This window comes from Tessaracoccus luoxuelianae (genome assembly GCF_055326245.1).
On sequence record NZ_JBUZNO010000010.1, the window covers coordinates 118,331 to 135,098 of the forward strand.

Here is a 16,768-nt window from a genome sequence, read left to right on the forward strand (position 1 = left end):
GCGGTTCGGATCGCACTCCTCGAGGTCAGATGTCCGCTGGGCTCAGGTGTCTGGTCGGGGACAGCTCAGCTGTCCTGGGCTCCCTCGTTCAGCAGCGTCAGCATCGTTCGCCGGGCTTCCTCCACGCCGGCGCGCGGCGGCACTCGTCAGGAGGCTGGTCTCGGCGTCCACGGCGGTGGCCGTCGCCGTGGGTCGGGAGAGAGAGGGTAGAGCGGTCGGCCTGGCGGGCATCGAGATCGACGGCAGCGAGGTGATCTCCGGTAACGTCCCCGACCCGCATCCGGCCGACAGCGCCACGGCTGTGGGCGCCACCAGCGAGTACTCGTCTGTCCGTCGACGTGGCTTGCAGCCCCACAATCATCCCCGCTCTGGAATGCTCAACCAGCAGTACGCCGGTCACCGGCCATGAGTTGCACAGTTGCCGATGCAACGCGGCGGGTTCACGCCGGCATCTTCACCATCGTGCGACGTGTGTGGGCTCGATGGTAACGGCGTTCATCTTGATGTGGATCGAAGTGTGCCGCCAGTTCAGAGCGCGTTCACCTTCCGTTCATTTAGACGGGCTTCTATAGGTCGCGGCGGCGTTCAGCTGCCGGTTCGTCACTGTGCTGATGCACACCCGAAAGGACATTGCGACATGACTCGACGCATTCGACTCTCCCTCGCGGCCGTGGGCTGCGCCTCTGCGCTGCTGCTCACCGCCTGCGGTGGCCAGACCTCCCCTGCGGCACCGAGCTCGGACGCGGCCTCGTCTGCGGCCTCCTCCGACGGCACCTCGGCCGGCCTCTCCGGATCCGTTGCCGCCGACGGCTCCTCCACCGTTGCCCCTCTCACCGAGGCTGCTGCTGACAAGTTCCGCGACGTGGAGGCCGGCATCAACGTGACCGTTGCCACCTCCGGTACCGGTGGCGGCTTCCAGAAGTTCTGCGCGGGGGAGACCGATATCTCCAACGCTTCCCGTGCGATCAAGGACGAGGAGGCGCAGGCCTGCGCCGACGCCGGGATCGAGTTCACCGAAATCATCATGGCCAACGACGGGCTCGCCGTCGTCATCAACCCTGAGAACGACTGGGCCGAGTGCCTGACAGTCGAGCAGCTCCAGGCCATGTGGGCGCCTGAGTCCGAGGGCCAGATCATGAACTGGAACCAGATCGATCCCAGCTTCCCCGACCAGGCGCTGACCCTGTTCGGCGCTGGCACCGACTCCGGCACGTTCGACTACTTCACTGACGCCATCAACGGCGAGGAGGGCGCCTCGCGCACCGACTACGCCCCCTCCGAGGACGACAACATCACCATCCAGGGCGTCTCCGGCGACAAGGGTGCGGTGGGCTACTTCGGCCTCAGCTACGTCGAGGAGAACCCCGACATCATCAAGGCAGTCCAGGTCGACAACGGTGCCGGGTGTGTGGCTCCGTCCAAGGAGACCGTCCAGAGCGGCGAGTACGCACCATTGAGCCGTCCGCTGTTCATCTACGTGGCCAACAATGCATACACCGAGAAGCCGCAGGTGAAGTCCTTCGTCGACTTCTATGTCGAGAACGAGGCCGAGATCGCCGAATCCGCGCTGTTCGTCGGCCTGACCGAAGAGCAGAAGGCCACGGCCCTGGAAGAGCTCGCGTCGCTCAGCTGATCGAGCGGTCGAGACAACTTCTGATGTCCAGCACAACTGCTCAGGGGCTGGGGGCCGAGAGGTCCCCAGCCCTGGACCTGGGCCACCGCGCCCGTCACGGTGAGACCGTCGTCATGACCCTGCTCAGGGTGGCGGCGGCATTGTCGGTCCTCATCACGGTGGGCATCGTCGTGGCCCTGGTGATACCGTCCATCGGCTTCTTCCGGGAGGTACCCGTCTGGGACTTCCTCTTCGGCACGAGGTGGGCGCCGCGGTTCGCCGACGCCAGCTTCGGTGTGTTGCCATTGATCACCGCCACTCTGTGGACGAGCGCGATCGCGCTGCTGGTCGCAGTGCCGCTGGGCCTCGCTTCGGCCATCTATCTGGCGGAGTACGCCCCGCGCCGCCTCCGGGCATTCCTCAAGCCGATCCTTGAAGTGCTGGCCGGCGTGCCGACCGTGATCTACGGACTCTTCGCTCTGACGTTCATCCAGGCCACGGTGCTGAAGGAGTGGCTGGCCCTGGAGACCGGCGCGTTCAGCGTGTTCGCTGCAGGACTGGTCATGGGCGTGATGATCATCCCCACCATTGCCTCTATCAGTGAGGACGCCATGACCGCGGTTCCCGACGCCATGCGCCAGGGGTCGGCCGCGCTCGGCGCCAACCGCATGCAGACCACCCTTCGCGTGGTGTTCCCCGCAGCCATGTCGGGGATCCTCGCCGCCGTCATTCTCGGTGTGTCACGCGCTGTTGGCGAAACCATGATCGTCGCCATCGCCGCGGGAAACCAGGCCCGCATGGTCACAGGCCCGCTTGAACAAGGGCAGACGATGACAGGCTTCATCGCCAACGCGGCACTGGGTGACTCTCGGGTCGGGTCGCTGGAGTACGACACGCTCTTCGCCGTCGGTCTTCTGCTGTTCCTCGTCACACTGGTGATCAACTTCATCAGCATCGCTCTGGTTCGACGCTTCCGGGAGGAGTACTGATGGCCGAGAACACCACCCAACGATCCGCAAGGCCTTTGGCGCCAGCCACCACTTCCGGGCCCGACGGGTCCGGTTCTCCCGCCCACCGACCCCTGGGAAGGGCCGAGGGAGGCGAGAACAGCCCCAAGGCCCTGGCCTTCCTCGTCGTCATGTGGCTGGCAGTCGCGTTCGCCCTCATCTTCCTCCTCACCCTGATCGTGACCACGTTCATCGAGGGCCTACCCCGGCTCGATTCGCGGCTCCTCACGGAGTACCCGGCCTCTGATCCGGAGCGGGCGGGCGCCAAGCCCGCCATCCTCGGCTCCCTGTGGGTGATCGGCACCACCGCCGTGATGGCCATTCCGCTCGGTATCGCCGCCGCGGTGTATCTCGAGGAGTTCAGCGACCGGACCAAATGGTTCAACCGGGTCATCGAACTCAACGTGCAGAACCTGGCCGCGATCCCGTCGGTCGTGTACGGTCTCCTGACGCTCGCCTTCCTCTCCTTCGTCGGGGTCGGAAACAAGAACATGGTGATCGTCGGCGCCACCGCGTTGGCGCTGCTCATCCTCCCCGTCATCATCATCTCCACCCGTGAGGCCCTCCGCGCCGTCTCGGTCGAGATCCGGCAGGGTTCGCTGGCGCTCGGGGCAACGCCCCTGCAGACGACCTGGCTGCAGACCTTGCCCGCCGCCGTGCCAGGTATTGCCACGGGATCGATCCTCGCGCTATCGCGAGCCTTCGGCGAGGCCGCGCCTCTTCTGGTCCTCGGAGGACTGGTGTTCCTGAGCTTCGATCCCAACGGGATCCTGAGTGGCTACACCACCATGCCGATCCAGATCTTCAACTGGGTCGGCCGACCGCAGGCCGAGTTCCACGTCCTCGCCGCAGCCGCGAGCATCCTGCTGCTGGTGCTTCTGCTGGCCATGAACGGGCTCGCCATCTTCATCCGCAACCACTACCAGCGTCGCTGGTGAACGAGTCTCTGAGGACACCATGACCGTGCACGCCATGAACCCGGCACACTCCACCAAAGCGCCCTCCACGATCATCAGCTGCGGCGACGTGAGCATCTACTACGGCGACTTCCTTGCCGTCACGGATGTGAACATGTCCTTCTCCCAGCACGAGATCACCGCGCTGATCGGCCCCTCGGGCTGCGGCAAGTCGACCCTTCTCCGGTCGCTCAACCGCATGAACGACCTCGTTCAGGGATCACGGCTCACCGGGTCCGTCCGCTACCACGGCCAGGACATCTACGCTCCCCAGGTGGACGCCATCGAGGTCCGGCGACGGATCGGCATGGTCTTCCAGAAACCCAACCCGTTCCCCAAGTCCATCTACGACAACATCGCATACGGCCCGCGGGTCACGAAGATGAAGGTCGACAGCATGGACGACCTGGTGGAGGAGAGTCTGCGCCGTGCGGCGATCTGGGACGAGGTCAAGGACAAGCTCAAGCAGTCGGCCTTCGGACTCTCCGGCGGCCAGCAGCAGCGCCTGTGCATCGCGCGGACCATCGCCGTCAAGCCCGAGGTGATCCTGATGGACGAGCCGTGCTCGGCCCTGGACCCCATCTCGACTGGGGCCATCGAGGATCTGATGATCCAACTCCGCGAGGACTACGCCATCATCATCGTCACCCACAACATGCAGCAGGCCGGGCGTGTCGCGGACCGGACAGCGTTCTTCACAGCCGCGCAGGATCCGATCACCGGTCAGCGCACGGGCCGGCTGGTCGAGTACGACGACACGCGCACCATCTTCGAGCGGCCGTCTGATAAGCGCACGGAGGACTACATCTCGGGCCGGTTCGGCTGAGTCGATGGGCGCATCTGCTGTCCGGACTGCGGGTGTCCGACCGCCACGCTGGCCGGTGAGGGCGGTGGTGATTCCCCCGGAAGGCCTCCCCTCCCCGCTCGGGCAGCCGCTGTGGGCGTTCTCACAGCGGGGCGTCGATGTGGAGATCCATTTCGACGGGGCGTCGGCGCTCATCGCGGTGGGAGAGGGAGACGTCTCCGTCGTGGTGGTGCCGCTGAGCCTGCCTGGCGTGGAGATCGCCCACTTCATCTCCGCGGTCAGGGGCTATGCGGGGGTTCCTGTTCTCGTGGGCCTCTCGGGTGACCAGGATCCGGGCATGGTTGTGGCAGCCCTGGACGCCGGGGCGCAGGGCCTGATCTCGTTTCCCCTCTCATCGTCGGAACTGTGCGATCACCTACGAGGCATCGGGGTCAGTGGCCCCGGTCGGGTCGTCACCGGCGCGGCAGCGGCGCTGCATCCGGAGGCCTCGGCGCTGAAACTGGGCGATCAGATGGTGACGCTCAGCCCCAAAGACTTCCAACTGCTGGAAGTGCTTGTGCGCAACTCGCCACATACCGTCCCCACTGATGCGCTGCAGGCGGTGCTCGGCTCCAGCAGGGTCGACGCGGTGGTGGCGGTGCGGGTCGCGATCGGGCGCCTCCGCCGTCGGCTCCTGGCTCACGGCGTGGAAGCGGACGACGCCGTGCAGTCGGTGCGCGGGGTCGGGTACCGCTGGGTGGATCCCACGCCGCTGGGCTGATCGAGCCTGTTTCAGAGGCTCGTGATCAGGTCGTGGACCCGCCGCTGAAGGTCGTCACGAATGGCGCGCACACGGTCGGGAGGTTGGCCGCTGGGGTCGTCGATGTCCCAGTTCAGGTAGCGGCGCCCCGGGTACACGGGGCACGAGTCGCCGCACCCCATGGTGATCACGACGTCGCTGGCCAGCACCACCTCGTCGGTCAGCGGCTTGGGGAACTCTTGCAGCATGTCGATACCGATCTCCGCCATCGCCGCGATCACCGCCGGGTTCACCCGCGCGGCCGGCTTCGTGCCTGCGGTTCGCACGTGTACCTGCTCCGCAGCCTCACGGCGGAGGAAGGCAGCGGCCATCTGTGATCGACCGGCGTTGTGGGTGCAGACGAACAACACTTCGGGCACACCGGAGGCGACCCGGCCTTCCACCACTGCGAGGGCTGACAGTCGATCGGCGGCGAACTTCTCCGTCATAGGCAGGATGTGAGTCCGGATTCGTGCGCGGGCGGAGAGACGTGTGTAGCTGTCGGCCACGAGACGGCTGACGGTCTCGCGCGAGAAGCTGGCGGCGAACCGGTAGGCCAACCGGTCCACCACCCTTGCCAGCGCCGGAGGCAGCGTCTCGTCGTCGGGCGATGGGTGGTTGTCTGCGGCGCGCACAGTGAGGAACCGCCCGAAGTGGATCAGCGCCTCGGCCGTGGGGTTGAAACCGAGGCTTTGAGTGCGCGACTGCTCGGCCAGACCGCGATCGATGAGGGTGCCGAGGTGTCGCTCAACTTCGTTGGACGGCAGGTCGGTGGCAGCCGAGAGTTCCTCCACCGCGAGTGGTATCTCGCTGGCGGCGATGTGGCTGAGCACCATCACCAGGTCTGGGTTGACCAGTGCTGCCAGTTGGGCCGCTCGGCGCTCGGCGTCGGCTGGCCCCAGCGGCGTCCCGTGGCTGCGCGGTGGCTGGGTCACGTCAACCGAGGAGATCGGAGACTGATTCGCGGCGCTCAGCCCGGATGGAGTACCAGACCTGGCGGCCGCGTCGTTCTCTGGTGAGCAGACCACCATCGTGCATCAATGACATGTGGTGGCTGATGGTGGCCGCACTGAGGTCGAGGGCCTCCGCCAGATCCGTCACGCAGGACTCCTTGGACTCGCTGCCATGCAACATCGACAGCAACTGAAGGCGGGTCGGATCCGCGATCACCCGAAGCGTCTGCGACAGTTCTATGGCTTCCGCCCGCGTCAACGGACGCCGGGCAGCGCCACTCGCCTGTCTCGCTGCACCCTGAATCGACACCACGCAATCACCCTACCTGGGTATCCCGCCAGCGCCACGAGTGTCGACGCGGACGTTGTGACTGCATTCGCTGGCTCTGGGCGAAGGGGGTGCTCGGTGGCACGATGAGCTATGACGATCATGACCCCGCAGCAGTTCCAGGAAGCCGGCGGCACCGGGGACTGGCGGGCCCTGAACGCCGGTGCCGACGCGTGGTTCGATACCCGTTCGCACCTCGGTGGCGCCGTGCTCGTGCGGCGAGTAGCTGATCTCGCCGAGGCCGCCGGGCACCATCCCGACATCGACGTGCGGGCATCGGGCGTCCACCTTCGGCTGTTCAGCCACGACGTGGGCCAGCTCAGCGAACGCGACGTCTCCCTCGCCCGGCAGATCTCGGCCGCGGCCGCTGACCTCGGCCTACGCGCTGACCCGGCAGCGGTGCAGCGCATGCAGATCGCGATCGACGCCACCGTCGCAGCGACGCTCGCGCCGTTCTGGCAGGCCGCTTTCCGCTTCGATCGCGTCGCGGATGACCGGCTGGCTGACCCGCTGGGCCGCCAACCGCGGCTCTGGTTCCAGGGGATGGACCCGCCCCGGCCGTTGCGCAACCGGATTCATCTCGACGCGGGCACCCCGTGGGACCTGGTGGCACAGAGGACAACTGCGCTACGGGCCGCCGGCGGACGGATCACCTACGAGAACCAGTCACGGTGGGTACGTCTTCCACGGCACAAGGGTGACCGGCCTCACCTTGGCCTATAGGTTGTCAGGAGGAAACCTCCGAGCGGTGCAGGCAATCGCTGGCCACACCTCACCCAAGATGGCCTTGCGCTACCAGCGGGCCGAGATGGACTACCTGGCTGCCGTAGCGGCCAATGTGTCGACCATGATCGAGGGCCGGTCGGTCCAGTAGCTGGGGTTCAACCGGCTCGAGTGAAGGACAAGCTGAGGCAGTCCGCCTCCGGCCTTTCTGAGTCTGAGCAGCGCCTGCGGATCGCGGTGGACCCGAGGTGATCTTGATGGACGGGCCGTGCTCGGCCCCGGTCACGATCTCGACGGAGGATCTGATGAGGCCCCCTCAGACCCTCCGGCCGGAAGACCTAGGCTGGGCGGGACGAAGGAGGACTAAATGATCGAAGAGACCCGTCGCCCCGCCGCTGTGCAGGTGTCCCGCTTGAGTCATCTGAGTTTCGAGGCCCGCAATGAGCGCGGGGGGACTCTACCTATCGGGAGCGGCGATAGCAGCGATTTCACTCCGGTGGAGCTGTTGATGGCGGCGATCGCCGGCTGCGGCGCGATCGATGTGGATCTGATCACGCATCGTCGCTCCGAGCCGGACGTGTTCAATGTCGACGTCACGGCCTCGAAGGTGAAGGACTCCACTGGGAACCGGCTTGAGGACATCGAGGTGACTTTCCGGGTCGTCTTCCCGGAGGGCGAGGATGGGGATCGCGCGCGCCTCCTGCTGGGGCGCGGTATTCAGCAGGCGCATGATCGGCTGTGCACTGTGTCGCGGACCATCGAGCTCGGCACCCCTGTCACAATGAGGGGCTCCGACGTCTGAGGGCGCGATGTCGTCCGCCTGCGGTGAAATCGACCTCCCCCAGGAATGATTCTGCCTCCGCGGGTGTTGGCAGTCCTTGCGAGGCAAAGCTCGCGAGCCATACCGGAAGGACCTTTTGATGAATCACCCACGTCACATCGTGCGAGCCCTGGCAGGGATGTTGGCCGCCGGCCTCATGCTGACGGGGTGCGCCAGTCCCTCCGGTGACGAGACCCCCAGCGCCGGATCGTCGTCCGTGGACGGTGCGCCAGCCGCGTTCGATGCGGAGGCTTCAATCGAGATCGGGTCCCTGTACGAGCCCAGCAACCTCAGCAACGTCGATGCGGGCGGTCAGGGTGTCACGGAGGCCCTCAACGGCAACGTGTACGAGTCGCTGATCAAGCTCAACGACGACGGCTCGCTGACCAATCTGTTGGCCGAGGACTACCAGGTCAGCGACGACGGCCTCTCCTACACCTTCACCCTCCGGGAGGGGGTCACCTTCCACTCTGGAAAGGAGCTCACCTCAGCCGACGTGAAGGCCAGCTTCGAGCGCGTCACCTCCGAGGCGTCGCAGGCGGCGCGCAAGAGCAGCTACGCCGTCGTCGAGTCGGTGGCCACCCCGGACGACCAGACGGTCGAGTTCACGCTGAAGAACCGCTCCATCTCGTTTCCCTACCTCATGGCCTACGTGTGGATCGTGAACCCTGACCTCGCCGACCCCAAGGTCGAAGCCGACGGCACCGGTCCCTACGTGTTCGATGAGTGGCAACGCGGCAGCACCCTCAGCATCGTCCGCAACGACGACTACTGGGGCGAGCCGGCGAAGAACGCGCGCGCCACGTTCCACTACTTCACCGACGCGAGCGCGGAGTCGAACGCGCTGCTGACCGGAGAGATCGATCTGGTCACCACGATCCAGAGCCCCGACGCCCTGACCCCGTTCGAGGGCAGCGACGACTTCCAGATCAGCGAGGGCACCTCCACCACCAAGGAACTCCTGGCGTTCAACGACCGCGTGGCCCCGTTCGACGACGCCCGCGTCCGTCGCGCCGTGTACTCCGCCGTCGACCGCGAAAAGCTGCTGGAGTCCATCTGGGCGGGCCGCGGCCAGCTCATCGGATCCATGGTGCCCCCCACGGACCCGTGGTACGAGGACCTGACCTCCCTCAACCCGTACGACCCGGAGCTGTCCAAGCAGCTACTCGACGAGGCGGGCCTGGCCGACGGGTTCACGTTCACGCTGCAGACGCCCAACTACGACCCGCACCCGGCAGTGGCCGAGTTCCTGAAGTCGGAACTCGCGAAGGTGGGCATCACTGTCGACATCAAGGTGATCACGGCCGACGAGTGGTACTCCGTGGTGTTCAAGGAGCGTGCGTTCGAGGCGACCCTTCAGGAGCATGTCAACGACCGCGACGTGGTCTGGTACGGCAACCCGGACTTCTACTGGGGCTACGACAACGCCGACGTTCAGCGACTCGTGGGCGAGGCCGAACAGGCCGCCACCCCCGAGGAGCAGACCGCCAAGCTCAAGGAGGCCAACACCATCATCGCCACCGAGGCGGCCAGCAACTGGCTCTACCTCTATCCGCAGATCGTGGTGGCGAGCAGCGAGGTGTCCGGGTTCCCGGTCAACGGTCTGAACTCGCAGTTCTACGTGTACAACATCACCAAGGCCTGAGTAGTTCTAGGAATCACAACACGGGAGGGCGGTGTGCCGGAGCATGGGTAGTTACCTGGCCCGGCGCGCCGCCTTCCTGCTGATGTCGTTGGTGCTGGCGATGCTGCTGATCTTCGTCCTGCTGCGGCTCCTGCCCGGCGACCCCGCCAACGCCCTTCTGTCGGTCGACGCGACCCCGGAGCAGATCGAGGCCGCGCAACAGCAGGTGGGCTCCAACCTTCCCGTCCACGAACAGCTCGTGCGGTGGGTCGGAGACGTGATGCGACTCGACCTGGGCACCTCTTTCATCTCCGGCACCCCCGTGCTGCCCGACATCGTTTCCCGGTTGGAGGTGACGCTGCCGCTGACCTTGATCTCCTTCGTCATCTCCGTCATGCTCGCCAGCGGGATCGGGTACGTCGCGGCGGCTCGGGCTCACACGCGGCTCGGGGTCGCCGTGACGGCTGTGGCGCAGCTCGGCATCGCGGTGCCCGTCTTCTGGATCGGGATCCTTCTTGTGTGGCTGTTCGCGTTGGAGCTTCGGCTGTTCCCCTCCGGGGGGTTCCCGCGGGAGGGCTGGGCTGACCCGCTCGCGGCGCTGCGTTCCCTGTTCCTCCCCGCCACCACCATCGTGATCGTCATGACTGCCTCGCTGGTGCGCTATGTCCGGTCGGCGACGCTTGACGTCTTGGAGAGCGACTATCTTCGCAATGCGCAGGCGTTGGGCAGCGGCTTCGGGGAGGCGTTCCTTCGCCACGGCGTCCGCAACGCCTCGGTGCCAGTCATCTCGATCCTAGGGATCGAGCTCGCGTCCACCCTGCTGGGGGCCGTCGTGGTGGAGAGCGTGTTTACCCTGCCAGGGCTGGGGAGCATGCTGACCAAGGCCATCGCCCAGCACGACTACCCGAGCATCCAGGGGATCCTCCTGGTGACCACGTTCTTCGTGCTGATCGTCGGTTTCGCAGCCGACGTGGTCCAGCGCCTCGTCGACCCGCGCCTGCGCTCCAGCCTCTCCGGGGCGCACGCGTGAGCGCCGGGATCGACATCAGCAGCGCTCCGGAGCCGATCGCCCCGGTGCCGGCTCGACGGCGAGGTATGCCGGTGAGTCTTGTGCTCGGGATGGTCCTGTTGGTGGCTGTGGGGATCGTCGGGCTGGTGTCGGTGTTCTGGTTGCCCTACGACCTCGCCGACACCACCGGCGGACGGCTCGAGCCCCCCGGACCGGATCACTGGTTGGGCACCGACAAGCTCGGCCGCGACACCGCCAGCTTCGTCATGGTCGGCACCAGGATCGCACTGACGGTCGGTCTCAGCAGCATGGCCATCGCGATGGCCCTCGGCGTCATCGTCGGGCTGCTCGCCGCATTCGCCACCGGATGGGTCGACGACGTGCAGTCCTCTCTCCTGGACGTGGTGATCGCCTTTCCCACCCTGCTGCTCGCGATGCTGATCGGTGCCATGCAGGGCGCCAGCCTGACCTCGGCCGTGGTCTCGATCGGTCTGGCAGCCTCCGCGGTGGTGGCGCGACTCACCCGCATCCTGGCCAAAGGGCTGCTGCGCCGGCAGTTCGTCACCGCTGCCCGCACCTCGGGCACCAGCTGGCCACGCATCGTGGTCATCCACCTGCTCCCCAACATGTGGCCGACGCTCGTGGTGACCGCCGCGCTCATCTTCGGCACCGCAGTCCTCGCCGAAGCGAGCCTCTCGTACCTCGGACTCGGCGTCCCGCCGCCGAACTCGTCGCTGGGCCGCCTGCTCCAGGGCGCTCAGAGCACCGTCCTGACCGCCCCGTGGGGCGCCGTCGCCCCAGGCGTGGTCATCATGGTGATCGTGCTGGGGGCGAACTCCCTGGCCGACGGCCTCCGCGAACGCTTCGATCCGACCCGACGGGAGCGCAGATGAACATCGAGGTTGAGGATCTCACTATCACGGTCGCGGGATCCGGCAAGCGCGTCGTCGACGCCATCTCGTTTGCACTCGACCCAGGCGAACGGGTCGGGATCATCGGCGAGTCAGGCTCCGGGAAGTCGGTCACCACCCTGGCGCTGCTCGGCCTGTTGCCCCGGTCGCTGACAGCCTCAGGATCCATTCGCGTCGACGGCACCCAGATCGTCGGGGCCTCCAGGAAGCAGTTGCTGGAGATCCGGGGACGCAGGATGGCGAAGATCTTCCAGGACCCCTCCACCGCCCTCGACCCCCTCACCCGGATCGGAGAGCTCATCGCCGAGCCCCTCCGGCGGCACCAAGGGCTCCGCGGCCATGAGCTGAACGCCGCCGTCGAGCGGGCGCTGACGGAGGTGGCTCTGCCCGCCACCGAGCGGGTGTCGCGGGCGTTCCCCCACGAGATCTCCGGGGGCCAGAGGCAGCGCGTCGCCATCGCGATGGCACTGGCCTGCCGGCCTGCGATGCTGATCGCGGACGAACCGACCACCGCGCTGGACGTCACCGTCCAGGCGGAGATCCTCCAGCTCATCCGTCGACTCTGTGCCGATCATGGGATGGGCCTGGTGTTCGTCTCCCACGACATCGCCGTCGTCTCACACACCGTCACCCGGGCCCTGGTCATGCAGGGAGGCCACATTGTTGAGCAGGGGCCCATCGATCAGATCGTCCACGCCCCGACCGACCCGTACACGCTCCGGCTCGTCGCCAGCGCCCGCGCATTGGATGAGGCACTGGCCACAGGAAGCATCTCGTGACCAAGCCGCTGCTCGCCTTCGAGTCCGTCGGTTTCACCTACCGCGGCGCCACCGCCCCCGCCCTGAACCGCGTCACTTTCGCGCTGACTCCCGGCGGAAGCCTGGGGATCGTCGGCGAGTCGGGCTCAGGCAAGTCCACCGCGCTGAAACTCCTGCTCGCGCTCCACCAGCCCACGGTTGGCCGGGTCCTGTTCGACGGGGCCGAGTTGAACCTGCGGGACCGCCTCCAGGTGCGCGAGCTGCGCCAAACGGTTCAACCCGTCTTCCAGGACCCCTACGCCTCACTGGACCCAAGGATGCGCGTCGACAGGATCGTCGCCGAGCCGCTGCTGTCGCTGGGCATCGGGGGAACCGCTGCCCAGCGGCGTGCCCGGGTGGCGGCGGCGATCGAGGAGGTGGGCCTGGACGTCGACACCCTCGCCCGCTACCCCCACGAGTTCTCCGGAGGCCAACGGCAACGGATCGCCATCGCCCGGGCCCTGGTCACCGACCCGGCCGTCCTGGTGGCCGACGAGCCGGTCAGCGCCCTGGACGTCACCACCCGCATCGAGGTGATCGAACTCCTGGCCCGACTCCGGCGCGAGCGACAGTTGAGCATCGTGATGGTCTCCCACGACATGAGCGTGGTCGCGGCGCTGTGTGACACCACACTGGTCCTCAAAGACGGAACGGTCATCGAGACGGGAGAGACGATGTCGATCCTGAATGACCCGCACGAGGCGTGCACGCGCCAACTGATCAGCGCGATCCCCCGCCTCCCGGTCCCCCCTGCTTCTGGCCGATGATCAGCGGGGCCTTGCCGAGCGGGGTGCGGGCAAGTTCCTGAACCGGGGTGACGATGATGTGGGTGTCGTCGGTGACGCCTGCGGATGTGAGTCCGGCTCTGAGTCGGCGGGTGATCTGGTGCAGGTCCACCCGTCGGTCAGGGTCCACGATTCGTACCGTGATCCCCTCGGTGGTTTGTTGGACCTGCCAGCCGTGGATGGCTAGCGGTTCGAGGGCGTCGTGGAACAGGCCAGGGCGAATCAGCACGGGTTCTCTGGTCCTGCTGGTCACACGGAGGGTCGCTTCGGTGCGGCCCGCGACGGTGTCCAGTCGTCGGAAGGGTAGTCCACAGGTGCAGGGGTCGGTGGCCAGCCGGATCGAGTCGGTCAGTTCGTAGCGGATCAGCGGGAGGGTGCGGCTGAACAGGACGGTAGCAAGGAGCCGATCGGCGATGTGGCCGTCGGGGACGGGCCGGTAGGCGTTGTCGACGGGTTCGATGATGACGAAGTCCTCGTAGAGATGCATCGAGCCGTGGCTGCAGGACGACGCGATGGTGGCGGTTTCGGTGGCGACGTAGGTGTTGATGACCTGCACACCCCAGGTGTCGATCGCCGCGTGCCGGGCTGTGGGAAGTTGCTCCTCGGAGGCGGTGATCACCTTCTCCGGCGCGATGTGGAGGTTCCCGGCGGTTTGGGCTTCGGCCAGGGGCGCCAGCATTGAGGCGTAGCACACCAGAAGTCGGGGCTGGAATCTGTTGAGCGCCTCAACTAGGGCCTCGATGGGTTGGGTGGCGTCGAGTCGGAGGGTGGGGACCAGGGGGTTGCGGAGGGAAGCGCCGACGACCGCGGACTGGTGGGCGGGGTTGCGGGTGGACACGATCGCGGTCGGCACAGGCCGGCGTGGACCGACCTTCACGTGGGCCCAGTCGTTGACGCGGGCGTAGGAGGAGAGGATGCGGATCCATTCGCGACGGTTCCAGACGAAGACGCCCCTTTGGCCCGTTGAGCCGGCGGTGGCCGCCGTCCACCAACGACCCTGCCAGGGTTGTCCGGGATCACCACCCCCAGACTCCAGATCCTGCAACCGTCGCGTCACCGAGTCGAGGCGAAGCTCCGGAGAGGTCACCAGCCGATCCCACTGCGTCATCAGTTGTGTCTTGGTCAACGGCGGCAGTTGCGACAGCGGGGCGGACTGCATGCCGCGGTGCTGGTCGGCATAGTAGGGCGACTGTCGGGCGGCATGCTCGCGCAGACGCCCCAGCATGCGCTGCCGGTGATCATCGAGCTGGGTTCGGGTCCAGCGATCATGCTGTTGGGTCCTCCAACGGGTCACCAGCAGCTCTCCGAACAGGGCTGTCATGGCCAGCTCCCAAGGCTGGCTCTCTCCGTGACAGTAGCGGTCCCACCCGACCCCTTGGATGTTGAGGCCGCGTCGGCGGCCCTGGCCACCGCTCGAAGCAGTGCCGCGAATCGGTCCATGCCTTCGGCGACATGGGCGACCTGGAACTCCACCTCCACGGTGGCGCCGAAGACGTCGCCGGCCCCGACGGGGGCCGGTTCGTTGGCGACGGGTTGCGTGAGGATCGGCGTGGCCGTGCCGTCCGAGGTCACTTGTAACGGGTGCGCTGACTGGACAAGTGCAGTGTGCGGGTCCAGTTGCCGTGGCGCCGTGGTACCAGGTGGGTGGATGCCGTGGGGAGCGGCCCGTCTGGTCACTTGTACCCCCTTGCCTTGGCGTTCGCTGGGTTTCTGTGGGTCGGGCACTCCGCGGCGGCCAAGTTTCAGTGGCGGTGCCCGGCGCCGGGGCGGCCGTGCATGAGCAGCATCATGCCTGCGCAGAGGAGGCCGCCGATCAGCGCGCCTGCGCCGCCTCCGCTGAACAGCGACCACAGGCCGAACCCGATCAACGGTAGGCACATCAGGAGCATGTGCCACATGTGGCCACCATGGCTTTGGTGCTGCTGGGCGGGTCCGGTGGCCGCGGGTGGGGCGTCGGGGCCGGTGTCGGTGGGGCGGTGTTGGCTGTGGAGGCTCATGAGCCGGGTTCCTCTCGTTCGGGTGCTGCTTCCACTGTGCGGGGTCCGGATTCAGATCCGATCCGCGGCCGGTCAACCTCTGATCAAGAACGGTTCAGCTGCGGACGAGGCGGGCGATGGCTGTGGAGGCCTCGGCGACCTTGGCGTCGCGGTAGGCGGGGTCTGGGGAGTGGATGGCCTGGGTGAGGCAGTGCTGGAGGTGGTTGTCGACCAGGTCCAGGGCGACTGAGCGCAGCGAGCCGGTGACTGCTGAGGTCTGCGTGAGGATCTCGATGCAGTTGGCGTCCTGGTAGACCATGCGGGCGATGCCGCGGATATGGCCTTCGATCACGGCGAGTTGGCCGATGAGTTCCGGACGCTGTGGGTTGCCGGTCATGTGTCCTGGACCTGGTCTGGTTCGGCGGCTAGTGGTGGTGCGGTGCGGGGGTGTGAGCCTCGGGTTGGTGCTCGGCCGCGATCTGGGGGTGTCCGTAGCGGGCGGGGTCCGCGTCGAAGGCTTCGGCGCAGTGGGTGGAGCAGAAGTAGATCGTGGTCTCGCTGCGGGTGCGGGTGGCGGCCGCGGTGGCGGGCTTGACCTTCATTCCGCAGACGGGATCGATGTGGGTGGTGGCGGTGGTCTTCTTGCCGAACATGGGGGTGTCCTTTCCTGTGGTGTGGTGCTGGGTGGTGGGGGTCTCGCCGCCGATTTCGACGACGGGGGTGACGGGGGAGCCGGTGGTGGGGGACTCGTGGATGGGGTGTGGTGCCCAGCGGCGGAGCCGGTTGGCGTTGGTGACCACCGACAGTGAGGACAGGGCCATGGCTGCGGCGGCGACGATGGGGCTGAGCAGGATCCCGAAGACGGGGTAGAGCAAACCTGCGGCGATGGGGATGCCGAGGGTGTTGTACAGGAACGCGAACACCAGGTTCTGTTTGATGTTGCGCATAGTGGCCCGCGACAGGTCAACGGCGGTGACCACCCCTGACAGGGCGCCGGAGATCAGGGTGATGTCGGAGGATTCGATGGCCACGTCGGTGCCGGTGCCGATCGCGGAGCCGACGTCTGCCTGCGCGAGGGCGGGGGCGTCGTTGATGCCGTCGCCGACCATTCCGACGATTTTGCCTTCGTCCTGGAGGCGTCGGACCTCGGCGGCCTTGTGGGCGGGCATCACTTCGGCGACCACGCGACGGATCCCGACCTGGGAGGCGATCGCGGCGGCGGTTGCCCGGTTGTCGCCAGTCATCATGATGACCTCGATGCCGCGTGCCTGGAGGGCCGCGACCGCGGCCGGGGAGCCGTCCTTGATGGTGTCGGCGACCGCCACGATTCCCGCGGGGAGCCCGTCGACGGCCACCAGCATCGGCGTCTTGCCCCCTGCTGCGAGCGCGTCATGCAGCGGCTGCAGCGTGTCGGTACTGATGCCATTTTCGTCGAGAAGTCGCCGGTTGCCGACCAGGACGTCGTGGCCGTCGACGTGGCCGCGGACGCCTTGCCCGGTGACCGAGTCGAAGTCAGTGACCTCGCCCAGGGTGAGACCGCGGTCGGTGGCGCCGGTCACGATCGCCGCCGCCAGGGGGTGCTCGGAGCTGTTCTCGATAGCGGCGACCCAGCCGAGGAGCTGGTTCTCATCGAACGCTGCCACGGTGGCGACGTCGGTGAGGGTCGGTACACCCTTGGTGATGG

The 16,768-nt window shown here is 66.9% G+C and carries 20 protein-coding genes; 13 read left to right on the top strand and 7 right to left on the bottom strand.

Annotated features, from left to right (window positions below):
- Positions 1–637 precede the first annotated feature (637 nt).
- From ACZK39_RS14530 to ACZK39_RS14550, 5 genes are all read left to right on the top strand, one after another.
- Positions 638–1,633: a PstS family phosphate ABC transporter substrate-binding protein gene (locus ACZK39_RS14530; protein ID WP_182799202.1), complete on the top strand. Its 996-nt coding sequence runs from the start codon at positions 638–640 to the stop codon at positions 1,631–1,633.
- Positions 1,634–1,656: 23 nt separating this feature from the next.
- Positions 1,657–2,601: a phosphate ABC transporter permease subunit PstC gene (gene pstC, locus ACZK39_RS14535; RefSeq protein WP_182799201.1), complete on the top strand. Its 945-nt coding sequence runs from the start codon at positions 1,657–1,659 to the stop codon at positions 2,599–2,601.
- On the top strand, positions 2,601–3,557 hold the full coding sequence (gene pstA, locus ACZK39_RS14540) for a phosphate ABC transporter permease PstA (RefSeq protein ID WP_182799200.1): 957 nt from the start codon (positions 2,601–2,603) through the stop codon (positions 3,555–3,557). Before pstC ends, pstA begins: the two co-directional genes overlap by 1 nt.
- Positions 3,558–3,576: 19 nt before the next feature.
- Positions 3,577–4,401 carry a phosphate ABC transporter ATP-binding protein PstB gene (gene pstB, locus ACZK39_RS14545; protein WP_182799199.1) on the top strand — a complete coding sequence of 275 codons (825 nt, stop codon included), beginning with the start codon at positions 3,577–3,579 and terminating at the stop codon, positions 4,399–4,401.
- A 64-nt stretch (positions 4,402–4,465) separates the two neighbouring features.
- On the top strand, positions 4,466–5,140 hold the full coding sequence (locus tag ACZK39_RS14550) for a winged helix-turn-helix domain-containing protein (RefSeq protein ID WP_463613711.1): 675 nt from the start codon (positions 4,466–4,468) through the stop codon (positions 5,138–5,140).
- A gap of 11 nt (positions 5,141–5,151) precedes the next feature.
- Here the strand turns inward: ACZK39_RS14550 and ACZK39_RS14555 are convergent, their stop codons facing one another.
- Positions 5,152–6,093, bottom strand: a complete 942-nt coding sequence (locus ACZK39_RS14555) for an arsenate reductase/protein-tyrosine-phosphatase family protein (protein WP_182799197.1) — start codon at positions 6,091–6,093, stop codon at positions 5,152–5,154.
- A gap of 1 nt (position 6,094) precedes the next feature.
- Entirely contained in the window at positions 6,095–6,424 is a 330-nt protein-coding gene (locus tag ACZK39_RS14560; RefSeq protein ID WP_463613712.1) for a metalloregulator ArsR/SmtB family transcription factor, read from the bottom strand.
- A gap of 108 nt (positions 6,425–6,532) precedes the next feature.
- Here ACZK39_RS14560 and ACZK39_RS14565 point away from each other — a divergent pair, with 108 nt between their 5' ends.
- The 8 genes from ACZK39_RS14565 (at position 6,533) to ACZK39_RS14600 (ending at position 13,090) form a co-directional block, all read left to right on the top strand.
- Complete coding sequence (locus ACZK39_RS14565) at positions 6,533–7,162, top strand: 4a-hydroxytetrahydrobiopterin dehydratase (protein ID WP_182799195.1); 630 nt, start codon at positions 6,533–6,535, stop codon at positions 7,160–7,162.
- 25 nt (positions 7,163–7,187) lie between these two features.
- Positions 7,188–7,313 carry a hypothetical protein gene (locus tag ACZK39_RS14570; protein WP_255443536.1) on the top strand — a complete coding sequence of 42 codons (126 nt, stop codon included), beginning with the start codon at positions 7,188–7,190 and terminating at the stop codon, positions 7,311–7,313.
- Between the two features lie 216 nt (positions 7,314–7,529).
- Positions 7,530–7,964, top strand: a complete 435-nt coding sequence (locus ACZK39_RS14575; protein ID WP_463613713.1) for an OsmC family protein — start codon at positions 7,530–7,532, stop codon at positions 7,962–7,964.
- 118 nt (positions 7,965–8,082) lie between these two features.
- Positions 8,083–9,627, top strand: coding sequence for an ABC transporter substrate-binding protein (locus ACZK39_RS14580; RefSeq protein ID WP_078919662.1), 1,545 nt, complete (start codon positions 8,083–8,085; stop codon positions 9,625–9,627).
- 43 nt (positions 9,628–9,670) lie between these two features.
- Entirely contained in the window at positions 9,671–10,636 is a 966-nt protein-coding gene (locus ACZK39_RS14585) for an ABC transporter permease (protein ID WP_458993582.1), read from the top strand.
- Between the two features lie 65 nt (positions 10,637–10,701).
- The gene (locus ACZK39_RS14590; RefSeq protein WP_078919660.1) at positions 10,702–11,508 is read left to right on the top strand and encodes an ABC transporter permease; all 807 of its coding nucleotides are present in this window, start codon (positions 10,702–10,704) and stop codon (positions 11,506–11,508) included.
- A complete protein-coding gene (locus tag ACZK39_RS14595) occupies positions 11,505–12,305 on the top strand; it encodes an ABC transporter ATP-binding protein (protein ID WP_458993583.1) in 801 nt (266 codons plus the stop codon). The genes ACZK39_RS14590 and ACZK39_RS14595 overlap by 4 nt, the downstream gene beginning before the upstream one ends.
- Entirely contained in the window at positions 12,302–13,090 is a 789-nt protein-coding gene (locus ACZK39_RS14600) for an ABC transporter ATP-binding protein (protein ID WP_458993584.1), read from the top strand. The genes ACZK39_RS14595 and ACZK39_RS14600 overlap by 4 nt, the downstream gene beginning before the upstream one ends.
- Here ACZK39_RS14600 and ACZK39_RS14605 read toward each other — a convergent pair.
- The 5 genes from ACZK39_RS14605 to ACZK39_RS14625 all read right to left on the bottom strand — a co-directional run.
- Complete coding sequence (locus tag ACZK39_RS14605; RefSeq protein WP_458993585.1) at positions 13,044–14,429, bottom strand: phenylacetate--CoA ligase family protein; 1,386 nt, start codon at positions 14,427–14,429, stop codon at positions 13,044–13,046. The two genes, ACZK39_RS14600 and ACZK39_RS14605, sit on opposite strands and share 47 nt — an antisense overlap.
- Positions 14,426–14,680 (bottom strand): hypothetical protein, encoded by a 255-nt coding sequence (locus ACZK39_RS14610; protein WP_078919656.1) that lies wholly within the window; start codon positions 14,678–14,680, stop codon positions 14,426–14,428. Before ACZK39_RS14610 ends, ACZK39_RS14605 begins: the two co-directional genes overlap by 4 nt.
- A 170-nt stretch (positions 14,681–14,850) precedes the next feature.
- Positions 14,851–15,105 carry a hypothetical protein gene (locus ACZK39_RS14615; RefSeq protein ID WP_078919655.1) on the bottom strand — a complete coding sequence of 85 codons (255 nt, stop codon included), beginning with the start codon at positions 15,103–15,105 and terminating at the stop codon, positions 14,851–14,853.
- A 94-nt stretch (positions 15,106–15,199) separates the two neighbouring features.
- Complete coding sequence (locus ACZK39_RS14620; RefSeq protein WP_077341932.1) at positions 15,200–15,481, bottom strand: metal-sensitive transcriptional regulator; 282 nt, start codon at positions 15,479–15,481, stop codon at positions 15,200–15,202.
- A 28-nt stretch (positions 15,482–15,509) separates the two neighbouring features.
- The coding region (locus ACZK39_RS14625; RefSeq protein WP_463613714.1) for an HAD-IC family P-type ATPase at positions 15,510–16,768 on the bottom strand (1,259 nt) is incomplete at its 5' end.